The organism is Kitasatospora sp. NRRL B-11411 (assembly GCF_000721345.1).
Lineage (GTDB): Bacteria > Actinomycetota > Actinomycetes > Streptomycetales > Streptomycetaceae > Kitasatospora > Kitasatospora cineracea.
The window spans coordinates 1-22,253 of record NZ_JOGH01000003.1 but is presented as its reverse complement, the minus strand read 5'-3'; the positions used below and the strand labels follow the sequence as shown (position 1 = coordinate 22,253).

At 71.6% G+C, this 22,253-nt stretch carries 19 protein-coding genes; 9 read left to right on the top strand and 10 right to left on the bottom strand.

Annotation, left to right across the window (positions count from 1 at the left end; translation table 11 throughout):
- Nucleotides 1-26: 26 nt before the first annotated feature.
- From IH44_RS0102505 to IH44_RS0102495, 3 genes are all read right to left on the bottom strand, one after another.
- Complete coding sequence (locus IH44_RS0102505) at nucleotides 27-677, bottom strand: AIM24 family protein (protein WP_030457689.1); 651 nt, start codon at nucleotides 675-677, stop codon at nucleotides 27-29.
- The gene (locus IH44_RS0102500; RefSeq protein WP_030457688.1) at nucleotides 677-1,315 is read right to left on the bottom strand and encodes an AIM24 family protein; all 639 of its coding nucleotides are present in this window, start codon (nucleotides 1,313-1,315) and stop codon (nucleotides 677-679) included. The genes IH44_RS0102505 and IH44_RS0102500 overlap by 1 nt, the downstream gene beginning before the upstream one ends.
- A gap of 125 nt (nucleotides 1,316-1,440) precedes the next feature.
- Nucleotides 1,441-2,214: a DUF2127 domain-containing protein gene (locus IH44_RS0102495; protein WP_030457687.1), complete on the bottom strand. Its 774-nt coding sequence runs from the start codon at nucleotides 2,212-2,214 to the stop codon at nucleotides 1,441-1,443.
- A 160-nt stretch (nucleotides 2,215-2,374) separates the two neighbouring features.
- Here IH44_RS0102495 and IH44_RS0102490 point away from each other — a divergent pair, with 160 nt between their 5' ends.
- A complete protein-coding gene (locus IH44_RS0102490; RefSeq protein ID WP_035953674.1) occupies nucleotides 2,375-2,704 on the top strand; it encodes a DUF3817 domain-containing protein in 330 nt (109 codons plus the stop codon).
- Nucleotides 2,705-2,783: 79 nt separating this feature from the next.
- Here IH44_RS0102490 and IH44_RS0102485 read toward each other — a convergent pair whose 3' ends face one another.
- Nucleotides 2,784-4,418 carry a M4 family metallopeptidase gene (locus tag IH44_RS0102485; protein WP_030457685.1) on the bottom strand — a complete coding sequence of 545 codons (1,635 nt, stop codon included), beginning with the start codon at nucleotides 4,416-4,418 and terminating at the stop codon, nucleotides 2,784-2,786.
- Nucleotides 4,419-4,878: 460 nt separating this feature from the next.
- Here IH44_RS0102485 and IH44_RS0102480 point away from each other — a divergent pair, with 460 nt between their 5' ends.
- From IH44_RS0102480 to IH44_RS0102470, 3 genes are all read left to right on the top strand, one after another.
- Entirely contained in the window at nucleotides 4,879-5,418 is a 540-nt protein-coding gene (locus IH44_RS0102480) for a MarR family winged helix-turn-helix transcriptional regulator (protein WP_030457684.1), read from the top strand.
- Between the two features lie 20 nt (nucleotides 5,419-5,438).
- Nucleotides 5,439-5,771 carry a DUF3817 domain-containing protein gene (locus IH44_RS0102475; RefSeq protein WP_030457683.1) on the top strand — a complete coding sequence of 111 codons (333 nt, stop codon included), beginning with the start codon at nucleotides 5,439-5,441 and terminating at the stop codon, nucleotides 5,769-5,771.
- A gap of 175 nt (nucleotides 5,772-5,946) precedes the next feature.
- The gene (locus tag IH44_RS0102470; RefSeq protein WP_030457682.1) at nucleotides 5,947-7,632 is read left to right on the top strand and encodes a methylmalonyl-CoA mutase; all 1,686 of its coding nucleotides are present in this window, start codon (nucleotides 5,947-5,949) and stop codon (nucleotides 7,630-7,632) included.
- A gap of 31 nt (nucleotides 7,633-7,663) precedes the next feature.
- Here IH44_RS0102470 and IH44_RS0102465 read toward each other — a convergent pair whose 3' ends face one another.
- Nucleotides 7,664-8,356 carry a TetR/AcrR family transcriptional regulator gene (locus tag IH44_RS0102465; protein WP_030457681.1) on the bottom strand — a complete coding sequence of 231 codons (693 nt, stop codon included), beginning with the start codon at nucleotides 8,354-8,356 and terminating at the stop codon, nucleotides 7,664-7,666.
- Between the two features lie 338 nt (nucleotides 8,357-8,694).
- Between IH44_RS0102465 and trxA the strand changes: the two genes are divergently transcribed.
- The 4 genes from trxA (at nucleotide 8,695) to IH44_RS46175 (ending at nucleotide 12,875) form a co-directional block, all read left to right on the top strand.
- Nucleotides 8,695-9,678 (top strand): thioredoxin, encoded by a 984-nt coding sequence (gene trxA, locus IH44_RS0102460; protein WP_030457680.1) that lies wholly within the window; start codon nucleotides 8,695-8,697, stop codon nucleotides 9,676-9,678.
- Between the two features lie 591 nt (nucleotides 9,679-10,269).
- Nucleotides 10,270-10,920 (top strand): DUF6230 family protein, encoded by a 651-nt coding sequence (locus tag IH44_RS0102455; RefSeq protein WP_030457679.1) that lies wholly within the window; start codon nucleotides 10,270-10,272, stop codon nucleotides 10,918-10,920.
- A 147-nt stretch (nucleotides 10,921-11,067) separates the two neighbouring features.
- On the top strand, nucleotides 11,068-11,634 hold the full coding sequence (locus IH44_RS0102450) for a DUF6114 domain-containing protein (RefSeq protein WP_030457678.1): 567 nt from the start codon (nucleotides 11,068-11,070) through the stop codon (nucleotides 11,632-11,634).
- Nucleotides 11,631-12,875 carry a hypothetical protein gene (locus tag IH44_RS46175; RefSeq protein WP_030457677.1) on the top strand — a complete coding sequence of 415 codons (1,245 nt, stop codon included), beginning with the start codon at nucleotides 11,631-11,633 and terminating at the stop codon, nucleotides 12,873-12,875. Before IH44_RS0102450 ends, IH44_RS46175 begins: the two co-directional genes overlap by 4 nt.
- A gap of 82 nt (nucleotides 12,876-12,957) precedes the next feature.
- On the opposite strand, the gene pyk is transcribed toward IH44_RS46175, so the two are convergent.
- From pyk to pta, 3 genes are all read right to left on the bottom strand, one after another.
- Nucleotides 12,958-14,388 (bottom strand): pyruvate kinase, encoded by a 1,431-nt coding sequence (gene pyk, locus IH44_RS0102440; RefSeq protein ID WP_030457676.1) that lies wholly within the window; start codon nucleotides 14,386-14,388, stop codon nucleotides 12,958-12,960.
- Between the two features lie 112 nt (nucleotides 14,389-14,500).
- Nucleotides 14,501-15,706 carry an acetate/propionate family kinase gene (locus IH44_RS0102435; RefSeq protein WP_030457675.1) on the bottom strand — a complete coding sequence of 402 codons (1,206 nt, stop codon included), beginning with the start codon at nucleotides 15,704-15,706 and terminating at the stop codon, nucleotides 14,501-14,503.
- Nucleotides 15,703-17,847 carry a phosphate acetyltransferase gene (gene pta / locus IH44_RS0102430; RefSeq protein ID WP_035953703.1) on the bottom strand — a complete coding sequence of 715 codons (2,145 nt, stop codon included), beginning with the start codon at nucleotides 17,845-17,847 and terminating at the stop codon, nucleotides 15,703-15,705. Before pta ends, IH44_RS0102435 begins: the two co-directional genes overlap by 4 nt.
- A gap of 376 nt (nucleotides 17,848-18,223) precedes the next feature.
- On the opposite strand from pta, the gene IH44_RS40500 reads away from it, so the two are divergent.
- A complete protein-coding gene (locus IH44_RS40500; RefSeq protein WP_369794885.1) occupies nucleotides 18,224-19,306 on the top strand; it encodes a Fic family protein in 1,083 nt (360 codons plus the stop codon).
- A gap of 2 nt (nucleotides 19,307-19,308) precedes the next feature.
- On the opposite strand, the gene IH44_RS0102420 is transcribed toward IH44_RS40500, so the two are convergent.
- Together IH44_RS0102420 and glgB are read right to left on the bottom strand one after the other, a co-directional pair.
- Nucleotides 19,309-20,202, bottom strand: coding sequence for an undecaprenyl-diphosphate phosphatase (locus IH44_RS0102420; RefSeq protein ID WP_030457673.1), 894 nt, complete (start codon nucleotides 20,200-20,202; stop codon nucleotides 19,309-19,311).
- 109 nt (nucleotides 20,203-20,311) lie between these two features.
- A partial coding sequence (gene glgB / locus IH44_RS0102415; protein WP_030457672.1) for a 1,4-alpha-glucan branching protein GlgB occupies nucleotides 20,312-22,253 on the bottom strand: 1,942 nt, incomplete at its 5' end.

Genomic DNA, 22,253 nt, shown 5'->3' with positions numbered 1-22,253 from the left:
CTGCGGGGGCTGCGGGGGGTAGGACATCAGAGCTTCACCTCGCTGGCCTGCACGTACACCGTGCCCTGCCCGGACAGTTCGAGCTGGAACGCCTCGCCGGAGCCGCGGCCGACCATGTCGCGCCAGCCGAGGGCGGTGGAGAGCTTGTTGGTGACCTCGCCGCGGTGCGCGACGTAGGCCTGCGGGTCGACGTGGACGGACTGGCCGGGGAAGATCGGGAGTTCGATCACCCCGCCGTGGGCCATCACGGCGACCGCGCCCTTGCCGGTGAGCTTGGTGGTGAACAGGCCCTGGCCGGTCACCTGGCCGCGGACCACGCCCATCAGGCCGCCCTGCTGGCCCATGAACATGGTGGACTGCTGCAGGCTGCCCTCGAAGGCGAGCAGCCGGTCGGCCTCCACGTACAGGGTGTCGCCGATCAGGTCGATCACGTGCACGTGGTGGCCGCCGTGGCCGAACATCACGGTGCCGTGGCCCTCGACGGTCATCAGCGGGGTGTCCTCGTTGGCGACCCGGCGGCCGATCATCGACATCACGCCGCCCTGGCCGCCCATCAGGTTGGGCTGGAAGGAGACCTCGCCGGTGTAGCCGAGCATCGAGCCGCGCTGGGAGAGGACCCGCTGGCCGGGCAGGATCTGCGCGGAGATCATCTTGCTGTTGATCCGGGTGAAGGCCATCAGACCTCGCCTCCCAGCGTCCTGCGCTCGGAGGGCTGGACGTAGACCAGGCCCTCGCCGGTGAACTCGACCTGCATGGCCTCGCCGCCGCCCTCGCCGATCAGGGTGGTCCAGCCGGCCCCGGACTTGAGCGCCCGCTGCAGGTTGCCGGTGTGGGCGATGTACGCGCCCGGGTCGACCCGCAGCGGCAGGCCCTGGGAGACCCGGAGGATCACCGCGGGGCCGTCCGAGGTGACCGCGGCCCAGCCCTGGCCCTCGACCTTGGTGGTGAACAGGCCGTTGCCGCTGGCCATGCCGTTCAGGCCGGTGAAGGAGGTGCCGGTGCGCAGCGTCGCCTCGGTGGCGAGCAGGTTGTCGGACTCGACGAACAGCGTCTCGCCGTTCAGCCGGACCAGGTTGATCTCGGTGGCCTTGTCGGCGAAGTAGCAGGTGCCCTGCCCCTTCACCTCCATGACCTCCATGCGTTCGCCGGTGAGCCGGCGGGTGACCATGCCGCGCAGGCCGTCGCCGCCGCCGGTGAGCTTCTTGAAGCCCATCTGCCCGGTGTAGGCGACCATCGAGCCGTTGCGTGCCTTGACGGTGTCCCCGGCGAGATCGACGGCGAGGACTCTGGACCCCTGGAGTCGGAACTGTGCCACGTCCGGGAATCTAGCGGCCCCCTCCCCGGCTGGGGAGGGGAACCGGGAGGGCTGGTACCCGTTCGGTACGAAACCCGTACATCGGACATACCGTCAGGCGGACATACCGGACGAATCCCCGGCGGTCAGGCCGCCTGCGGCAGCGCCCCCGCGGAGACCTCGACCTCCAGCAGCGAGGCCGAGTGCCGCTCGGCCTCGAACGCGGCGCGGCCGCCGCGCAGGCCGAACAGGCGCTTGGAGAGCATGATCCAGAGCACCGCGGCGATGTTCAGCAGCAGCGTGCAGATCTTCAGCGCGCTGACGTGCTCGGTGAGTTCGTAGCCCTCCAGCGGCAGGAACGCGGCGGTGGCGACCACGGTCAGGTACTCGGCCCAGCGGTGGCCCCACCACAGGCCGAACGCCTCGACGATCTCGATCAGCGCGTACACCACCAGCGCCGCGGCCACGTAGACCAGGGTGGAGTGCTTGTACTCGAAGGTCTTGCGGATGGTGTCGACGATCGGCGAGTGCTCCAGGTCGAAGTGGAAGTGGTCGGTGACCGGCTTGAAGACGGTCAGGTTCTCGTCGAAGATCCGGCGCACCGCGTCCTGGCTGTTGGAGAACTTCCACACGCCCCAGGCGACGACCACGATCAGCAGGCCGCGCAGCATCCGCTCGACGGCCAGGAAGCGCAGGATGAACAGGTCGCGCAGCGCCTTGCCGCGGGGCACCAGCGGCGCGTCCTCGGCCGGGCCGGAGCCGTGCGGGGCGCCGAGGGCGAAGTCGCCGCAGCGCAGGCAGCGCCAGGCGGTGCCGACGGCGGTGGCGGTGTGCAGGCGCGTCCGCAGGTCGGGCTCGTCGGGCGCGTAGGTGATGTGGCCGCGCTTGGCGCAGGTGTGCCGGTTCCAGTCCCGTTTCAGCATGGTGCGTTCCCCCGTGGGTCTGCGCGGCCCGGCGGTCGGGTCGCGCGCAGCACAGCAGAATAGGGGGTCCGCGGTCGGGCGCGGCGTCGGGTCGGTGATAATAGGCCTGGCTTGTGCATCCGTTCACAAACCCGCCGCCCGTCCTGCCCCGTGAGGAATCCCCGTGAAGAGCGTCGCCGCCGTCCACCGCCTGCGCCTGGTCTCCGGCCCCGAGGGCCTGTCGTTCCTGCTGCTGCTGGTCTGCTCGGTGCTGAAGCGCACCACGAGCTTCAACGCCGTCCCGGTGATGGGCACGGTGCACGGCGTGCTGTTCATCCTCTACCTGGTGTTCCTGGTCCAGGCGTACCAGGCCCGCCGCTGGGAGCCGAAGCGCGGCCTGCTGCTGTTCGTGCTGTCGGTGCTGCCGACCGGCGGCTTCTTCGCCGAGCGGATGCTGGCCAAGGAGGAGCGCGGCGAGCTGGACGGGGCGGCGCCGGCCGCCGCCTGACCCCGGACGTGGTGCGCGGCGGCCGGGCCTCTTCGTGGGAGGCCCGGCCGCCGCGGGCTTTTCTGCTACCGGGTCGGCGTCAGCTGACGTTCACCGCGGTCCACGCGGCCGCGACCGCGTTGTACTCGGCCGAGCCGGAGCCGTACAGGTCGGCGGCGGCGCTCAGGGTCGCGGTGCGCGCGCCCTTGTAGTTGGTGGTCGAGGTCATGTAGACGCTCAGCGCCCGGTACCAGACCTGGGCGGCCTTGTCCCGGCCGATGCCGGTGACCGAGGAGCCGCTGTAGGTGGGCGAGTTGTAGCTGACGCCGTTGATGGTCTTGGCGCCGCTGCCCTCGGCCAGCAGGTAGAAGAAGTGGTTGGCGACGCCCGAGGAGTAGTGGACGTCCTTGCTGCCGACGGTGGAGGACCAGTAGTCGGCGGACGCGCCGTCCTTGGAGGGCTTGTCCATGTAACGGAGCGGCGTGCCGTTGCCGTTGATGTCGATCAGCTCGCCGATCAGGTAGTCCGGGTTGTCCTTCGGCAGGTTCGCGTAGAACTCGACCATGGTGCCGAAGATGTCGGAGGTGGCCTCGTTCAGGCCGCCGGACTCGCCCGAGTAGTTGAGGCCCGCGGTGTTGGAGGTCACACCGTGGCTCATCTCGTGGCCGGAGACGTCGAGCTCGGTCAGCGGGTGGGTGTTGGAGGCGCCGTCGCCGTAGGTCATGCAGAAGCAGCTGTCGTCCCAGAACGCGTTGACGTAGTTGCGCCCGTAGTGGACCCGGCTGTACGCGCCGACGCCGTCGCCGCGGATGCCGGCCCGGCCGAAGGTGTTCTTGTAGAAGTCCCAGGTGACGGCCGCGCCGTACTGGGCGTCGACGGCCGCGGACTCGCCGTTGGAGGCCAGGCCGTTGCCCCAGGTGTTGGTGGACTTCGAGTAGAGGGTGCCCTTGCCCGAGGTCTTGTTGGCCAGCGTGGTGGTGTACTGGCCGCCGCGGGTGGCGTCCTTCAACTGGTAAGCGGTACCGGTGTAGTTGGTGGTCAGCGAGACGTTGCCGACGAAGACGCCGTTGCCGGTGCCGGTCGCGTTGGCGGTCTGGATCTCCTCGTGGGTGGAGAGCACCGCGCCGGTGTCCGCGTCGGTGACCAGCAGCTGGCGGCTCGGGGTGCCGTCCGCCCGCAGGCCCTCCACGGTGGTGCGGTAGGCCAGCCGCGGGGCGCCGTCGGCGGCCCAGACCACCAGCTGGGCGTCGCCGCTGGCGCCGGAGACCGAGGTGAGGGCGGACTCGTCGGCGTCCTTCGCGATGCCGACGGTGGCCTGCACCGCGCCGGTCGCCTTGCCGGCGGCCTGGCCGGCCGTCAGCTTCGGGCTCAGCGAGGCGGGGGCCAGGCTGCCGGCGACGGCCTTGTCGGTGGACTTCAGCTTGCCGTTGGCGGCCTGGTGCACGACCAGGTCGCCGCCGAGCACCGGCAGCCCGTTGTAGGTGCGCTCGTAGCGGAAGTGGCGGGTGCCGTCGGCGTCGACGACGACGTCCTTGACGACCAGCTTCTCCTGGGCGCCGAGGCCCAGGGCCTTGGCGGCGGCGGGGGCCTGGGCGGCGGCCAGCGCGAGCTGGTCGCCGCGGTTGAGGGAGGCGGGGTTGGGTGCGGCGTACGCCATGCCGGCGCTCACCTGGATCGCGCCGGCCAGCAGGGCCGAGGCAGAGAGAACGGCGCCGACAGCGAGCTTTCGCTTCACGTACGGGTTCCTTCCGGATCAACCGCGTCTGTGCGGTCGCACCGCGCTCCGGGGCACCGGGGTCAGTGCCTGCTGGGGCGGAACGGGTGCTGACGTGCAGCTCCGTGCGGTCAGATGACAGGCGCCGGTGGGGTGGGCCGGCGGTGTCGAACGGGGCTGGCCAGAAGCATGACGACGCGGAGAATCCCGGAACAGCGGTTCGGCAACTATTGGCAAACTCTCGCCAGCGGACCGGCAATGGGGGTGCCGGGAAATCGGAGGTTTCGCTGCGAACCATGCGGTGCGGGCTGGGCGAAGGCCCAACTCCGTTGAAAACACTGAATATTGCCGGAATATGCACGGTAAAGGGCAGCCAACGGGTTGCCCTCGCCTGTTTGGCGTGATCCCGCCAATGGGGTCGGGTTGTCCACCATCGTGGACACCTGCTACCCCCGCCGGGCCCCGCGGGTACGGTGGGGGCGTGCCCAAGCCCCTCGCCCTCGACTTCGACCCGATCGCCCGCGCCGACGAGCTCTGGACCCGCCGCTGGGGCAAGGTGCCGTCCATGGCGGCGATCACCTCGGTGATGCGCGCCCACCAGATCCTGCTCGGCCGGGTCGACGCCGTGGTCAAGCCCTACGGCCTCACCTTCGCCCGCTACGAGGCCCTGGTGCTGCTCACCTTCAGCCGCTCCGGCGAACTCCCGCTCTCCAAGATCGGCGAGCGCCTGATGGTCCACCCCACCAGCGTCACCAACACCGTCGACCGCCTGGAGCGCTCCGGCCTGGTCACCCGCCGCCCCAACCCGCTCGACGGCCGCGGCGTGCTGGCCGCCATCACCGACCGCGGCCGCCAGGTCGTCGAGCAGGCCACCCGCGAACTCGTCGCCGTCGAGTTCGGCCTGGACGGCTACGACGCCGACGCCTGCCACGAGGTGTTCGAACTGCTCCGCCCGCTGCGGGTCGCCGCCGGCGACTTCGAGCCCCCCGCCGAGGAGGGCCCCGACCGGGGCGACGCGTAGGGGCGGTTACCCTCGACTGCATGAAGCAGAGTGTGCTGACCCGCTACCGCGCCATGGCCTACCTCACCGGTGTGCTCCTGATCCTGCTCACCCTCGGGGTGATCGCCAAGTACGTCCTCGACATCTCGGGCGCGGCGGGCTTCACCACCGCGGTCGGCATCGCGCACGGCTGGCTGTACGTGGTCTACCTGGCGTTCGCCTTCGACCTGGGCACCAAGGCCAAGTGGCCGATGGGCAAGCTCGCCTGGACGCTGCTGGCCGGCACCGTCCCCACCGCCGTGTTCTTCGTCGAGCGCCGGGTCACCCGCGAGGTCGCACCGCTGATCGTCACGCCGGAGCCGGTCGCCGCCTGACCGCGCCCGCACCAGCGCTCTGCCGGGGCGCCCCTTCCACCGGAAGGGGCGCCCTCCGCGTGTCCGGGAGCCGCCATCGACAGGTACTAGGACGTCCGAGTAAATTACTAGGACATCCAAGCAGTTCTTCCGCCGCCCCCACCGGAGCGGCCGTACGGAGCGGGAGTCGGAGCCGATGGACGCCGAGCAGATCGAGGCCGGCCGGCAGCGCTGGCAGCAGCGGTACGACAAGGCGCGCAAGCGCGACGCGGACTTCACCACGCTGAGCGGCGAGGACGTCGACCCGGTCTACGGCCCGCCCGCCGGCCAGGACGTCGAGGGCTTCGAGCGGATCGGCTGGCCCGGCGAGTACCCCTACACCCGCGGCCTGCACCCCACCGGCTACCGCGGCCGGGCCTGGACCATCCGCCAGTTCGCCGGCTTCGGCAACGCCGAGCAGACCAACGAGCGCTACCGGATGATCCTGGAGGCCGGCGGCGGCGGCCTCTCGGTGGCCTTCGACATGCCGACCCTGATGGGCTACGACTCCGACGACGCCCGCTCGCTCGGCGAGGTCGGCCACTGCGGCGTCGCCATCGACTCCGCCGCCGACATGGAGGTGCTGTTCCGCGGCATCCCGCTCGGCGAGGTCACCACCTCGATGACGATCAGCGGCCCGGCCGTCCCGGTCTTCTGCATGTACCTGGTGGCCGCCGAGCGCCAGGGCGTCGACCCCGGCGTGCTCAACGGCACCCTGCAGACCGACATCTTCAAGGAGTACATCGCGCAGAAGGAGTGGCTGTTCGCCCCCGAGCCGCACCTGCGCCTGATCGGCGACCTGATGGAGCACTGCGCCGCGGGCATCCCCGCCTACAAGCCGCTCTCGGTCTCCGGCTACCACATCCGCGAGGCCGGGGCCACGGCCGCCCAGGAGCTCGCCTACACGCTGGCCGACGGCCTGGCCTACGTCGAACTCGGCCTCTCCCGCGGCCTGGACGTCGACGTGTTCGCCCCCGGCCTGTCCTTCTTCTTCGACGCCCACCTCGACTTCTTCGAGGAGATCGCCAAGTTCCGCGCCGCCCGCCGGATCTGGGCCCGCTGGATGCGCGACCACTTCGGCGCGAAGACCGAGAAGGCGCAGTGGCTGCGCTTCCACACCCAGACCGCGGGCGTCTCGCTGACCGCCCAGCAGCCGTACAACAACGTGGTCCGCACCGCGGTCGAGGCGCTGTCCGCCGTCCTCGGCGGCACCAACTCGCTGCACACCAACGCCCTCGACGAGACCCTCGCCCTCCCCAGCGAGCAGGCCGCCGAGATCGCCCTGCGCACCCAGCAGGTGATCATGGAGGAGACCGGCGTCACCAACGTCGCCGACCCGCTCGGCGGCTCCTGGTACGTCGAGGCGCTCACCGACCGGATCGAGGCCCAGACCGAGGAGATCTTCCGGAAGATCCTCGACAAGGGCAGCGCCGAGCACCCGATCGGCCCGATGACCTCCGGCATCCTGCGCGGCATCGAGGAGGGCTGGTTCACCGGCGAGATCGCCGAGGCCGCGTTCCGCTACCAGCAGGGCGTCGAGAAGGGCGACAAGCGGGTGGTCGGCGTCAACTGCCACCCCCGCAGCGTCACCCCCGAACTGGAGATCCTCCGGGTCAGCCACGAGGTCGAACGCGAGCAGGTCCGGGTCCTGCGCGAGCGCAAGTCGCACCGCGACGAGGCCGCCGTCCGGGCCGGCCTGGACGCGATGCTCGAAGCCGCCCGCTCCGGCACCAACATGATCGAGCCGATGCTCCGGGCGGTCCGCGCCGAGGCGACCCTGGGCGAGATCTGCCACGCCCTGCGCGAGGAGTGGGGCACCTACCGGGAGAACGCCAGCTTCTGACCCCGCCGGCCTTCCGGCCCGCCGGGGCCGGTCAGGCCCCGGCGGCCGGGCGGTGCAGCAGCCCCGGGAAGGGGCCCAGCAGCAGGGTGGTGAAGCGGCGGATCCACTCGGGGGTGACGGGTTCGCCGCTCACCAGCAGCCGGTGCTCGACGGTGCCGGCGATGGTGTCGAAGATGATGCCGATCTCCTCGTCGGCGGCGGCCGGGTCCCGGTCCGGGTCCATCTCGCCGCGGGCCTGGGCGTTGGCCCGGCCGAGCTCGACCAGCACCTTCTGCGGCTGGACGATCCGCTCCCGGATCCGCCGGCGCAACTGCGGGTCGCGGGAGCCCTCGGCGAACAGGGCGAGCAGCGCGGCCTGGGTCTCGGGGAGGGTGAGCAGTTCGGCGAAGCGGGCGACCACGGCCTCGATGTCGGCCTGCAGGCTGCCGCGGTCGGCGCACTCCAACTGGTCGAAGAGGCTGGCGATGGCGTCGACGACCAGCTCGCTCTTGGACGGCCAGCGCCGGTAGAGGGTGGTCTTGGCGACGCCGGCCCGCTGGGCGACGTCGCCCATGGTGAGCCCGCCCCAGCCGAGTTCGGCGAGCGCCTCGCGGGTGGCGTCGAGGATGGCCTGGTCGGCGGCGGCGCTGCGCGGGCGGCCCTTGCCGCGGGCGGCGGGGGAGGCCGGGGCGTCCGCGGCGGGCGGGTCCTGGTGCTCGGCGGGCTGCCGGGTGGTGGGGGCCACCGCGCCTCCTGGCTTGTTTACTCAGAAGTAACTTGGTGGTTCCACGGTAGCGACATGCCGTGGTGACCGGCACCCGCCGCGCGGTGGAAAGTGGGGCAGCTCACGCTCCGGGAGGGGGCGCGGGGCTTGCGGGGGGAGCCCGGGGGGCAGATACGCTACGACCAGTAGCGAAAGAGCGACGACCAATCGCGCCCGGCCCCTGGGATCGGGCGGGCGCGCGGTGCGGGTGGGGACCCGCGCCGGACGGTCCGGGCCCCGCCGGGGAGGCGGACGGCCCGCTCCGGGTTTTTCCGGGCGGTTGGCGCCCGGCACCGGCTCCGACGGGGGAGGATAGAGCCATGCAGTCACGGAATTCGCGTCTCAACAGCTCCGCCCTGCGCGGTGCGGTGGACCTCGCCGCGGTGAAGGCGGCCGGAGAGGCCGCCCAGAAGGCCGAGCAGACCCGGGCCGAGCGGGCCCGGCAGGCGGCGACGGGCGACGGCCCGGCGCTCGCGGACCACCCCCTGGTGCTGGACGTCACCGAGGAGACCTTCGAGTCCGAGGTGGTCCAGCGCTCGGCCGAGGTCCCGGTGGTGGTGGACTTCTGGGCCGAGTGGTGCGGCCCGTGCAAGCAGCTCAGCCCGATCCTCGAGCGCCTGGCCGAGGAGTACGCGGGCCGGATCGTGCTCGCCAAGATCGACGTGGACGCCAACCAGCTGATCGCCCAGCAGTTCGGCATCCAGGGCATCCCGGCCGTGATGGCCGTGGTGGCGGGCCAGCTGGTGCCGCTGTTCCAGGGCGCCGAGAACGAGGCCAACGTCCGCAAGATCCTGGACCAGCTGATCGCGGTGGCCGAGCAGCGCTTCGGCATCGTCGGCACCCGGGCGGGCGGCGGCGGCGAGGACGCGGCGGCCGAGCCGCGGGTGCCGGCCGACCCGGCGCTGGAGGCGGCGCACGAGGCGCTGGACCGGGGCGACCTGGCCGGCGCGGTGCGGGCGTACCAGAACGTGCTGAGCGACCGGCCCGGGCACGTCGAGGCCAAGCTGGGCCTGGCCCAGGCGCAGCTGCTGCAGCGGGTGGAGCAGCTCGACCCGCAGCAGGTGCGGGCCGACGCGGCGGGCGACCCGAAGGACGTGCCGGCCCAGCTGCGGGCCGCCGACCTGGACCTGGTCGGCGGGCACGTGGAGGACGCCTTCGGACGCCTGGTCGACACCGTCGCCCGGACGTTCGGCGACGACCGGGACGCGGCCCGGGTGCGGCTGCTGGAGCTGTTCGAGGTGATCGGTCCGGAGGACCCGCGCACGGTGGCGGCCCGTCAGGCGCTGGCCCGGGTGCTGTTCTGACGGGCGGTCCGGGTGTCACCGGGCGGCGTTCCGGCGGCACCCGGTGACACCTCGGGTGACCTGCGGTGTCGTCGGCGATTTGACGACTTTCGCGTGCCGTTCCGGCGCGTTTACCAAATCTTGATAACACCCCTCCGCGGTCACGGTTCGTGACCGCGGAGGGGTGTTTCGTCGGTGTTTCCACGGGTCGGAATCGGCCGTGCGCGCGATTTCGGTCACACTCCGTTGCGAAGCCTTCGATTCCATGATCGACCCCGTTCACTGTTGGATTACCCGTCAGTAACGGACCTCTTGTGCTCCGCCCCGGTTTGGACAACGATCGGCGACGCCCGGTCCCTCGGCGACGAGGGGTCCCCACCGGGTGAGGACAGGGGGGTAACCGCAGATCCCACGCGGCGGTTCCTGACCTCGAAACGGTCGCGCAGCCCGCGCGGCCGCCTGGTTGTCGCTCGGGGGTGATCGCCGGCGCCGTCCCCACGGCAGCAGGCGCTCTCCGCTACCGAGGACGTAGCTCTCTCCCATCCCGGGCCGGACCACGTGCGGGACGCACCGGAACGGCCGGAGATGTACGTCCTAGAAGGAGGACCACGCATGTCCCAGTCCTACGGCAAGACCCGCTGGAAGCGCTTCGCCCTGGTGATGGTGCCCAGCATCGCGGCCACCGCCGCGATCGGCGTCTCGCTGGCCAACTCCGCGCTGGCGGCCTCGTTCTCGGTCTCCGGCCAGCAGTTCAAGGTCACCGTCGACGACCTGCAGGGCGAGGGCTTCTCGCAGTTCGGCAGCGTGGACGCCGAGACGAACGGCGCCGCGCACCCGGTGGCGGTCTCGGCCTTCGACCACGCGAAGCTGAAGAACCTGTGCCAGTCGGTCGTCACCGACCTCGGCCCGGTGCTCGGCAAGTGGACCCTGGTCCTGCGGGCCGGCCAGAGCGACGACGCGGCCAAGCAGGTCGACGCCCAGCAGCTGCTGATCGACCTCAACCAGCTGAACGCGGACGCCGAGTTCAAGAACATCAACATCGGCCAGGACGCGAGCACCCTCAAGGGCTCCGCGGTCGACAAGCTCAAGCAGGACGGCGGCAAGCTGCCGAGCGGCGCCCAGGGCTTCGCCCAGGCCGCCGATTCCGCGCACCTGCAGCACGTCCAGCAGACCGCGTGGGCCACCTCGGCCGGCACCTTCACGCTCAACGGCCTGAAGCTCAACATCAACAAGGGCTCGGGCGACGGCGTCGAGTGCTACTAGTCCGCGGCTAGTGCGGGCCCGCAGGCCGGGCCCGCCAGCGGACCATGGGTCCGGGGAGGCGGCCGAGCGCCGTCTCCCCGGACCGCACCCCGGCCCACCCGGGGCCATCCGTCTTTCCCCTCGGACCCACCATCGAGGAGTCGCACCATGTCCAGCGCAACCGTCGAGGCCTGGCCCGAGGGCCAGGTCGGCTTCGCCAGCCGAGTCCGGCGGGGGTTCCGCACCTGGCGGCGCACCCGGCCGTTCTGGGGTGGGCTGATTGCGATGATCGCGGGCGTCCCGATCCTGTACTTCCCCTACGCCCACCTCAGCCTGGGCGGCCTGACGGTGGCGATGGCCACCACCGCCGGCGCCGGCTCGATGATCATCGGCCTGCTGATGATCGCGCTCGGGCTGACCGCCTGGTTCCAGCCGATGGTGCGGGTCTTCTGCGGCGTGGCGACCACCATCCTGGCGCTGATCTCGATTCCGGTCTCCAACCTCGGCGGGTTCGGCATGGGCCTGGTGACCGGCCTGGTCGCCGGCGGCCTGCTGGTCTCCTGGGCCCCGCTGCCGCCGAAGCCGGCCGCCGAGGGCGCCGACGCGGGCACCGCCGAGTCCGTCGCCGCACCGGACGCCGCGCCCACCGCGCAGCTGCCCGCCCAGGCCGCGGCCGAGCCGCCGCTGGAGCACGGCACCGCCCCGCACACACCCGCCGAGGAGGAGCAGCGGTGACCGGATCCGAGAAACCGACCGTCCCCGGCCCGCGGCACGCCGTGCCCCGGGAAGGGGTGCGCTCCCGGCTGCGCGGCCGGGCGCTGGCGATCGCCGCGGTGCCGACCGCGCTGCTGGTCGGCGCGGCCTACACGCCGACGCTGGCGGCGGCCGCCGACCCGCAGCAGGCCGGGAACTGCGCTCCGGACACGGTGCTGAAGGAGACGCCCGTCCCGAAGAGCGAGATCAAGGTGCTGCCGGACTCCTCGGTCCAGCAGGCCGCGGCGCTCCGGCAGCCCGGGACCGGGCAGGCGCCCGCGGGCAGCGCGGCCGCGGTGCCCGCCGTGTACACCGGGGGCGCCGCCGCGCAGTCCGCCGTGTACACGGTGCCGAAGGCGGCCGCCGCGCCCGGCGGCACGGTGCAGCAGGCCGGGGTGATCGACGACTGGTGGAACAACCTGATCCACCCGGGCGCGAGCGCCTCGCCGTCCCCCACGCCCACGCCCGCGCCGACCGCGAAGTCCGGCACCGCCGCGCCGACGCCGACCCCCGCGGCCACCCCCGCCCCCTCCGGGGCCCCGCGCTCCGCCACCGCCGCGCCCGCCACGACGCCCGCGCCGACCCCCTCGGCCGGCGCCACCGCGTCCAAGGGCGCCGCGGCCAAGCCCTCCGCCGCGCCGTCCGCCTCGCCCTCGCCGTCCGCCTCCGCCCCGGTGGGCCCGAACTGCCTGGTGAGCACCAGGGGCCTGGCCGCGAAGGCGGCCCCGTCGGGGCACGTGGTGCCGGACCAGAACTGGGTGCTGCACTCGACCCGGCTGGCGCTGCACGGCTCGGTGTTCAACGGCGTCTACGACGTCACCACGGAGAGCGGCACCAAGCGGGTGCTGAAGTTCACCACCGACAGCGTCGACATCGAGAACCTCGACATGTCGACCATCCAGATCCCCGGGCTGACCTTCCACGTGAAGAGCCGCGAGGGGTCGACCTCGACCATGCGCAACGGCCCGGTCACCATGTACGTGGAGAGCCTGTCGGGCAACCTGGCGGCGGTCTACGGCCTGCCGATCCTGATCGACCTGGGGCAGATCACGCTCACCCCGGACACCCTGCCGAAGTGGCTGTGGGACCTGCTGGGCGCGGTGCCGATCCCGCTGGACCTGACCCTGACCAACGCCAAGGCGGTGCAGGCGGGCCAGTTCGGCGGCGACCTGACCATCCCCGGCATGCGGCTGTTCAACGACAAGACGCCGTACGACGGCTGACCCGCCGCCACCGAACGCCGCAGGGGCGGGACCCGGTCCTCGGGTCCCGCCCCTGCGGCGTTCAGGCGTCCGTGCGCGGCGCTCAGCCCTCCGAGCGAGCGCCCAGGTGGTGCACCTGCACCATGTTGGTGGTGCCGGGGATGCCGACCGGCACGCCGGCCGTGACGATCACGGTGTCGCCCTCGGCGAGGCGGTTCATCTTGAGCAGCTCGCGGTCGACCTGCTCGACCATCTCGTCGGTGGTGGCCACCTGCTCCGAGACGTACGCCTCGACGCCCCAGCTCAGCGAGAGCTGGTTGCGGGTGGCGACGTCCGGGGTGAAGGCGATCACCGGGATCGGCGAGCGGTAGCGGGACAGCCGGCGCGCGGTGTCACCGGACTTGGTGAACGCGACCAGCGCCTTGCCGTCGAGGAAGTCGCCCAGCTCGCACGCGGCGCGGGCGACCGAGCCGCCCTGGGTGCGCGGCTTGCGGCCCGGGTTGAGCGGCTGGAGGCCCTGCGAGAGCAGCTCCTCCTCGGCCTTCTCGGCGATCCGGCTCATGGTCTTGACGGTCTCGACCGGGTACTTGCCGACGCTCGACTCGGCGGACAGCATGACCGCGTCCGTGCCGTCCAGGATGGCGTTGGCGACGTCGGAGACCTCGGCGCGGGTCGGGCGCGAGGCGTGGATCATCGACTCCATCATCTGGGTGGCGACGATGACCGGCTTGGCGTTGCGGCGGGCCAGGGTGACCAGCTGCTTCTGGACCAGCGGCACCTTCTCCAGCGGGTACTCGACCGCGAGGTCGCCGCGGGCCACCATGATCGCGTCGAAGGCGAGGACGATCTCCTCCATCGCCTCGACGGCCTGCGGCTTCTCGATCTTGGCGATGACCGGCACCCGGATGCCGACCTCGTCCATGACCTTGTGCACGTCGTCGATGTCCGCGGCGTTGCGGACGAAGGACAGCGCGACCATGTCGACGCCCAGCTGCAGGGCGAAGCGCAGGTCGTCCTTGTCCTTCTCGGACAGCGCGGGGACGTTGACCGCCGCGCCGGGCAGGTTGATGCCCTTGTTGTTGGAGAGCACACCGCCCTCGACCACCACGGTCTTCACCCGCGGGCCGTCGACGCTGACGACCTCCAGGGCGATGACGCCGTCGTTGATCAGGATCGGGTCGCCGGGCTTCACGTCGCCGGGCAGGCCCTTGTAGGTGGTGCCGCAGATGTGCTGGTCACCGGGGACGTCCTCGGTGGTGATGGTGAACGTGTCGCCGTTGTCAACGGTCACCGGGCCGTTGGCGAAGGTCGCCAGACGGATCTTGGGGCCCTGCAGGTCGGCCAGCACGCCGATGGTGCGGCCGGTGTCCTCCGAGACCTGGCGGACGCGGCGGTACCGGTCCTCGTGCTCGGCGTGGGAGCCGTGGCTCATGTTGAGGCGGGCGACGTTCATGCCCGCTTCGACGATGGCCTTCAGCTGTTCGTAGGAGTCCGTCGCGGGACCCAGGGTGCAGACAATTTTCGCTCGGCGCATATCCGTCAGTCTATCCGTTCGTGTTATCGGTACATTCAGCTCGAATCGTCAGATATCGCCAACGAACATTCCGAGGGGTGGGATACTGACGGGTAGTCATCCCGCGCCGGGCCTACACCTCGTGGACCAGCGCGAACGTCTGCTGGGCGATCTCCAGCTCCTCGTCGGTCGGCACCACCGCGACGGTGACCCGCGAGTAGGACGGCGAGACCGTCCGGGCGTCCCGGGAACGCACCGCGTTCAGCTCCGGATCGACCGAAATGCCCAGCTCCTCCAGATTGGCACAGACCGCGGCCCGCACCTCGGCGGAGTTCTCCCCGACACCCGCGGTGAACGCCACCGCGTCCACCCGCCCCAGCACCGCGTAGTAGCCGCCCAGGTAGCGCCGGATCCGGTGCACGTACGAGTCGAAGGCCAGCTTGGCGTCCTCCTCGCCCTCCTGGGCCCGGCGGACCACCTCGCGCATGTCGTTGTCCCCGCACAGGCCCAGCAGGCCGCTGCGCCGGTTCAGCAGGTCGTCGATCTGGTCGATGCTCATCCCGCCGACCCGGTGCAGGTGGAACACCAGGCCCGGGTCCACGTCGCCGGAGCGGGTGCCCATCACCAGGCCCTCCAGCGGGGTCAGCCCCATCGAGGTCTCCACGCACACCCCGCCCGCCACCGCCGAGGCCGAGGCGCCGTTGCCCAGGTGCAGCACGATCACGTTCAGCTCCGCCGGGTCCCGGCCGAGCAGCCGGGCGGTGGCCCGCGAGACGTACTGGTGCGAGGTGCCGTGGAAGCCGTAGCGGCGCACCCGGTGCTCGTCGGCCGTCCTCCGGTCGATCGCGTAGCGGGCCGCGTGCTCGGGCAGCGTGGCGTGGAACGCGGTGTCGAACACCGCGACCTGCGGCAGGTCCGGGCGCAGCGCCCGGGCCACCTCGATGCCGGTGATGTTCGCCGGGTTGTGCAGCGGCGCGACCGGGATCAGCCGGCGGATCTCGGCCAGCACCGCGTCGGTGACCAGCGTCGGCCGGGTGAAGCGCAGCCCGCCGTGCACCACCCGGTGGCCGATCGCCGCCAGCTCCGGCGAGTCCAGGCCCATCAGGTCCTTCGCCAGCTCGTCGGCCACCGCCCGCAGCGCCACGTCGTGCCCGTCGAAGCGCCGCAGCGTCTCGCGCGGCTCCCCGGTCAGCGGCAGGTGCAGCAGCCGGCCGGCCTCCTCGCCGATCCGCTCCACCAGGCCGGAGGCCAGCCGGGAGCCGTCCAGCATGTCGATCAGCTGGTACTTCACCGAGGACGACCCGGCGTTCAGCACCAGGACACGGGTACCGGCGGTCACAGCGCGCCTCCTGCGGCGGGGGTCTCGGTCTCGGCGGCGGGCTGGGACTGGATCGCGGTGATCGCCACGGTGGAGACGATGTCCTCCACCAGGGCGCCCCGGGACAGGTCGTTCACCGGCTTGTTCAGGCCCTGCAGCACCGGCCCGACCGCGATCGCCCCGGCCGAGCGCTGCACCGCCTTGTACGTGTTGTTGCCGGTGTTCAGGTCCGGGAAGACCAGCACGGTGGCCCGGCCGGCCACCGCCGAGCCCGGCAGCTTGGTCGCCGCGACGCGCGCGTCCACCGCCGCGTCGTACTGGATCGGCCCCTCCACCAGCAGGTCCGGGCGCAGCTCGCGGACCAGCTCGGTGGCCTTGCGGACCTTGTCCACGTCCGCGCCCGAGCCCGAGGCGCCGGTCGAGTACGACAGCATCGCCACCCGCGGCTCCACCCCGAACTGGGCCGCGGTCTCCGCCGACTGGATCGCGATGTCGGCCAGTTGCTGGGCGTCCGGGTCCGGGTTGACCGCGCAGTCGCCGTACACCAGCACCTTGTCGGCCAGGCACATGAAGAACACCGAGGAGACGATCGCCGCCCCCGGCGAGGTCTTGATCACCTCGAAGGCCGGGCGGATGGTCGCCGCCGTCGAGTGCACCGCGCCCGAGACCATGCCGTCCGCGATGCCCTCCTGCACCATCAGGGTGCCGAAGTACGAGACGTCGGTGACCACGTCCAGCGCCCGCTCCACCGTCATGCCCTTGTGCGCCCGGGCCTTCGCGTACAGCTCGGCGAACTGCTGGCGCAGCGGGCTGGCCGCCGGGTCGACGATCCGCAGCTGCGCGCCCGCGTCGCCGGCCTGCGGGAGCTCGATGCCGAGCGCGGCCAGCTTGCGGTGCACCTCGTCCGGGGCGCCGAGCAGGGTCAGGTCGCAGATGTTGCGGCGCAGCAGCACTTCGGCGGCGCGCAGCACCCGGTCCTCGGTGCCCTCCGGCAGGACGATGTGCCGGCGGTCCGCGCGGGCCCGCTCCAGCAGCGCGTGCTCGAACATCATCGGGGTGACCCGCTCGGACCGGCTCAGCTCGATCCGGCTGGTCAACTCGGCGGTGTCCACGTGCAGTTCGAACAGGCCGAGGGCGATCTCGGCCTTCCGCGGGCTGTTCGGGCCGATCCGGCCCTCCAGGTGGGTCAGGGCCGCCGCGGTCAGCCAGGAGCCCTCGGTCACCTCGGCCACCGGGGTGCCCGGGGCCAGCCGGGAGGCCAGCGCCATCACGTTCGGGCCCGGGTGCTGACCGAGCGTCAGCAGCACGCCGGCGATCGGCGGGGAGCCCGCCGCGTGCGCCGCCAGCGACCCGATCACCAGGTCCGCCCGGTCGCCCGGGGTGACCACCAGCGCGCCCTCGGTCAGCGCGTCCAGGAAGGTCGGCAGCATCGCCCCGCCGAACACGAAGTTCCGCACGTCCCGGGAGAGCCCCGCCGCGTCGCCCAGCAGCACCGTCGCGCCGGTCGCCTCCACCAGCTGCGCCACCGTCGGCGCGGCCAGCGCGGGCTCCTCCGGGATCACGTACACCGGCACCGGCAGCTTCTCGGTCAGCGCCCGCTGCACCTGCTGCTTGGCCCCCGGCCGGACCCGGTTGGCCACCATCGCCAGGATCGAGCACCCCAGGTCCCGGTACGCCCGGTGCGCGTTGCGCACCTCCGCGACCACCGCCTGCGGGTCCTCGTGCCGGCCGCCGACCACCGGCAGCACGCCCGCCCCGAACTCGTTCGCCAGCCGGGCGTTGAAGGCCAGCTCGTCCGGGATGTTGGTGTCCGAGAAGTCGGTGCCCAGCACCAGCACCGCCTGGCAGCGCCGCTCCAGCTGGTGGAACCGCTCCACCAGCGCCGAGACCAGCTCGTCCTGCCCGCTGGCCGCCTGCAGCGCCGCCGCCTCGTCGTACGTCAGCCCGTACAGCTCGGAGACCGGCAGGTCCAGCCGGTACCGGCCGCGCAGCAGCTCCACCACGTGGTCGCCGGCCGCCCCGCCGCCGTCCGCGGCGTGCACCAGCGGACGGAACACGCCCACCCGGTCCACCTGGCGGGTGAGCAGTTCCATGACCCCGAGCTCCACGGCCTGCCGGCCGTCCCCCCGGTCGATCCCGGTCACGTACACGCTGCGCGCCACGGTGGAGCTCTCCGTCCGGTCGTCCCAGGCTGCGGTCACACCGACCATACCGTCGTACAACACGGGCACCGCGCTGCGGCACCAGCGTTCATGCCGGGCGGATGGCAGGAGCGGCCCAAGCGCCCAACCTTGAATTTCGACGGTGGATATCAAGCAACCATGAGCTCCTCACCTGAACGTGTCGAACCGCTCTGAGCTGGACGCATGTGGGGTCGGAGGGAATGCAAGGTTGCTTGAGAAGGCTCCCTCACTTTTCAAGGTTGGCTAGCCTCGAGTCATGTCTGTCTCTCCTCTGGCGAACTCCCCGATCGGCCTGCTGGTGCCGGTGGGCGGTTACGACCCGCGTCGCGGTGCCGACTACTCGGCGTCGGCCTAGCTGCCGAACCAGCTCCCCGGCGACCTCGCGCTGTCCGGTGCGACCCACAACGCCATCACCAGGGCGATGAGCAAAGTGGCCCGGGCGGACCAGGCCATGCTCCAGCTCCCCAACCCCGAACTCCTGGCCCGGCTGGTGATCAGGCAGGAGGCCGTCAGCACCTCGGCCATCGAGGGCACGTACGTGCAGATGGAGGAGGTGCTCCAGGCGGACTTCCTCACCTCGTCCGAATACAGCGGTGATGTCGCCGAGGTCTACAACTACGTCCTGGCGGCCGAGGCCGCGGTCGACTGGATCAAGGAGCTGCGGCTGATCAGCGTCCATCTGCTGGAGTACCTCCAGAAGCAGCTCGTCACCGGCACCACCAGCGACGGCCCGCAGGCCGGCCGGGTGCGGGAGGTCCAGGTCTTCATCGGCGTCCCGGGCCATCGGATCGAGGACGCCCGGTTCATCCCGTGCCCGCCCGGGCAGCAGCTGAGGGACGGACTACTGGACTGGGAGGCGTGGATCAACCGTCCCGGCGACCTGCCGCTGCTCGCCCGACTGGCGCTCGGCCACTACCAGTTCGAGACCCTGCACCCCTTCAACGACGGCAACGGCAGGCTCGGGCGGCTGGTGATGCTGCTTCAGCTGATCGCCGCCGAGGAACTGCGGTTGCCGAGCATCGCCCTGTCGCCGTGGCTGGAGGCGAACCGGAGGGAGTACCAGGACCACCTCTACCAGGTGAGTGTCACGGGTGACTTCGAGCCCTGGATCGTCTTCGTCTGCCAGGCGATCGAGGCGCAGGCCGTGGCCGCGGTCCGCCGGGTCGGGAAGCTCGTCGACATCCGGAACCGCATGCTCGAAGAGCTGAAGGGACACAAGGCCAAGGGCACGCCGATGGAGATCGCCCGCGAGCTGATCGGGTATCCGATGCTCACGGTGAACGCGATGAAGGACCGGCACGGCGTGACCTACCAGGCGGCGAACACGGCTGTTCGCCGCCTGGTGGACCTCGGGTATCTCCGTCAGTTCTCCGAGGGCAACTACGACCGGGTGTTCGTCTGCGACGAGGTGCTGGAAGCTCTGGTCCAGGCGCTCTGAATTCAGACGTTCAGGTAGACCAGGCAGCCGAGGCCGGCCAGGGTGCAGTAGGCGGCGAAGGGGGTGAGGCTGCGGGTCTCGAAGTACTTGGTGAGGAAGCGGACGGAGACGTAGCCGGCCAGGAAGGCGGCCAGCGAGCCGGCCAGCAGGGGGCCGCGGACGGGGGCGTTGGCGGGGGAGAGGAGTTCGGGGAGCTTGAGGGCGGAGGCGGCCAGGATGACGGGGGTGGCGAGCAGGAAGGAGAACCGGGCGGCGTCCTCGTGGTTGAGGCCGCGCAGGACGCCGGCGCTCATGGTGGTGCCGGAGCGGGAGATGCCGGGGAGCAGGGCGAGGATCTGCGCGGAGCCGATCCAGGCGCCCTGGCGGAAGGTCAGCCGGGCCAGCCGGCGGTCGGAGTCCGCGGCGGGGCCGTCGCCGGCCCGGCGGCGGCCGGTGCCGCCGCGCTTGAGGCGCTCGGCGGTGTAGAGGACCAGGCCGTTGAGGGCGAGGAAGAACGCGGCCGGGTTCGGCTTGCCGAGGGCGTCGCGCAGCAGGTGGTCCAGGGCCAGTCCGGCGATGCCGACCGGGATGGTGGACAGCACGAGCAGCCAGGCGAGCTTCTGCTCGGGGGTGGCGATCTCGCGCCGGGTGAGCGAGGAGAACAGGCCGCCGACGATCCGGATCCAGTCGCGGCGGAAGTAGACGACCAGGGCCAGGGCGGTGGCCAGGTGCAGGCCGACCAGGACGGCCAGGTAGGGGGAGCCGTCGGCGGTGACGTCCAGGTCGTGCCGGGTCCGGCCGCCGATCAGCGCCGGTATCAGGATGGCGTGGCCGAGGCTGGAGACCGGGAAGAGCTCGGTGACGCCCTGGAGCAGGCCGATGCCGATGGATTCGGGGTAGGTCAGGGACGGCGACATCGCACTCTTCTCGGCGGCTGCGGCGGGCGGCGGGCGAGCGCGAACCTACTACAGCGTTGTAGACGAGTGCGATGCCGGAAGTCGACCTTTTACCTGATGTTCAGCACGGTCAGCGGGCCGGCCGCAGCCAGACCGTGGCCAGCGGCGGCAGCACCAGCTCGACCGAGCGCGGCTGGGCGTCCCACGGCTCGGCCTCCGACTTCACCGGGCCCGGGTTGCCGACCCCGCTGCCGCCGTACTCCTCGGCGTCGGTGTTCAGCACCTCCTCCCAGACCTGCTCCGCGCCCTCCAGCCGGGGCAGGCCGACCCGGAAGCCGTGCCGCACCACCGGGGAGAAGTTGGAGACCGCGACCAGCGGGCTGCCGTCGGCGGCGAACCGGACGAAGGACAGCACGTTGTCCTCGGCCGCCCCGCCGTCCAGCCAGCGGAAGCCGTCGGGGACGGTGTCCTGCTCCCACAGCGCCGGGGTGGCGCGGTAGACCCGGTTCAGCGCGCCGACCAGCCGCTGCACGCCGCGGTGGTCGCCGTGCGCCGGCCAGCCCTCGTCCAGCACCCACCACTGCGGGCCGTGCTCGTGGTCCCATTCGGCGCCCTGGGCGAACTCCTGTCCCATGAACAGGAGTTGCTTGCCGGGGTGGGCCCACATGAAGCCCAGGTAGGCACGGTGGTTGGCACGCTGCTGCCACCAGTCGCCGGGCATCTTGGAGACCAGCGCCTGCTTGCCGTGGACGACTTCGTCGTGCGAGATCGGCAGGATGTAGTTCTCGGAGTAGGCGTACACCATCGAGAAGGTCATCTCGTTGTGGTGGTACTTGCGGTGCACCGGCTCCTTGGCGATGTACACCAGCGAGTCGTGCATCCAGCCCATGTTCCACTTCAGACCGAAGCCCAGGCCGCCGCTGTCGGTCGGCCGGGTCACCCCGTCCCACGCGGTGGACTCCTCGGCCACCGTCAGCACACCCGGGCAGCGCCGGTAGACGGTGGCGTTCATCTCCTGGAGGAAGGAAGCCGCGTCCAGGTTCTCCCGGCCGCCGTACTGGTTGGGCGTCCAGGCACCGCCCTCGCGCGAGTAGTCCAGGTAGAGCATCGAGGCCACCGCGTCCACCCGCAGGCCGTCGACGTGGAACTCCTCGCACCAGTACACCGCGTTGGCGACCAGGAAGTTGCGCACCTCCGTGCGGCCGTAGTCGAACTCCAGCGTCCCCCAGTCCGGGTGTTCGGCGCGCAGCGGGTCGGCCGGCTCGTACAGCGGCTCGCCGTCGAAGCGGGCCAGGGCGAAGTCGTCCTTCGGGAAGTGCGCGGGCACCCAGTCGACCAGCACACCGATGCCGTGCCGGTGCAGAGCGTCGACCAGGAAACGGAAGTCGTCCGGAGTGCCGAGCCGAGCCGTGGGAGCATAGAAACCGGAGACCTGGTAGCCCCAGGAGCCGCCGAACGGGTGCTCCATCACCGGCATGAACTCGACGTGGGTGAAACCGAGTTCGACCAGATACCCGGGCAGGACCTCGGCGATCTCCCGATAGGACGTCAACTCCGGCCGCCAGGACGCGAGGTGCATTTCGTAGACCGACATCGGGGCGCGGTGGTGCACGGTGCGGGCGCGCTGCTCCATCCACTCGGCGTCCTGCCAGGTGTGGCGGGAGGTGGTGACGACGGAGGCGGTGTCGGGGGGGCACTGGGTGGCGCGGGCCAGCGGATCGGCCTTCTCCAGGCGGTGTCCGTGGCGGGTGAGGATCTGGTACTTGTAGCGGTCGCCCTCGCCGACGTCGGGCAGGAACACCTCCCAGACGCCCGAGGAGCCCAGCGAGCGCATCGGGTGCGCGGTGCCGTCCCAGTGGTTGAACGAGCCGATCACCCGCACCCCGACCGCGTTCGGCGCCCACACCGCGAACGCCGTACCGGTCACGCCGTCCACGGTGCGCAGGTGCGAGCCCAGCACGGTCCACAGCTGCTCGTGGCGGCCCTCGCGGATCAGGTGCAGGTCCAGCTCGCCCAGCGTCGGGGCCAGCCGGTAGCCGTCCTCCTGCACCAGCGGCTCACCGCCCGGATAC

Bases quoted from the DNA above. Each gene is read 5' to 3' on its own strand.
- IH44_RS0102505 (WP_030457689.1), bottom strand. From the start codon at position 677: ATGGCCTTCACCCGGATCAACAGCAAGATGATCTCCGCGCAGATCCTG.
- IH44_RS0102475 (WP_030457683.1), top strand. From the start codon at position 5,439: ATGAAGCAGAGTGTGCTGACCCGCTACCGCGCCATGGCCTACCTCACC.
- IH44_RS0102470 (WP_030457682.1), top strand. From the start codon at position 5,947: ATGGACGCCGAGCAGATCGAGGCCGGCCGGCAGCGCTGGCAGCAGCGG.
- trxA (WP_030457680.1), top strand. From the start codon at position 8,695: ATGCAGTCACGGAATTCGCGTCTCAACAGCTCCGCCCTGCGCGGTGCG.
- IH44_RS0102455 (WP_030457679.1), top strand. From the start codon at position 10,270: ATGTCCCAGTCCTACGGCAAGACCCGCTGGAAGCGCTTCGCCCTGGTG.
- IH44_RS0102450 (WP_030457678.1), top strand. From the start codon at position 11,068: ATGTCCAGCGCAACCGTCGAGGCCTGGCCCGAGGGCCAGGTCGGCTTC.
- pyk (WP_030457676.1), bottom strand. From the start codon at position 14,388: ATGCGCCGAGCGAAAATTGTCTGCACCCTGGGTCCCGCGACGGACTCC.
- IH44_RS0102420 (WP_030457673.1), bottom strand. From the start codon at position 20,202: ATGTCGCCGTCCCTGACCTACCCCGAATCCATCGGCATCGGCCTGCTC.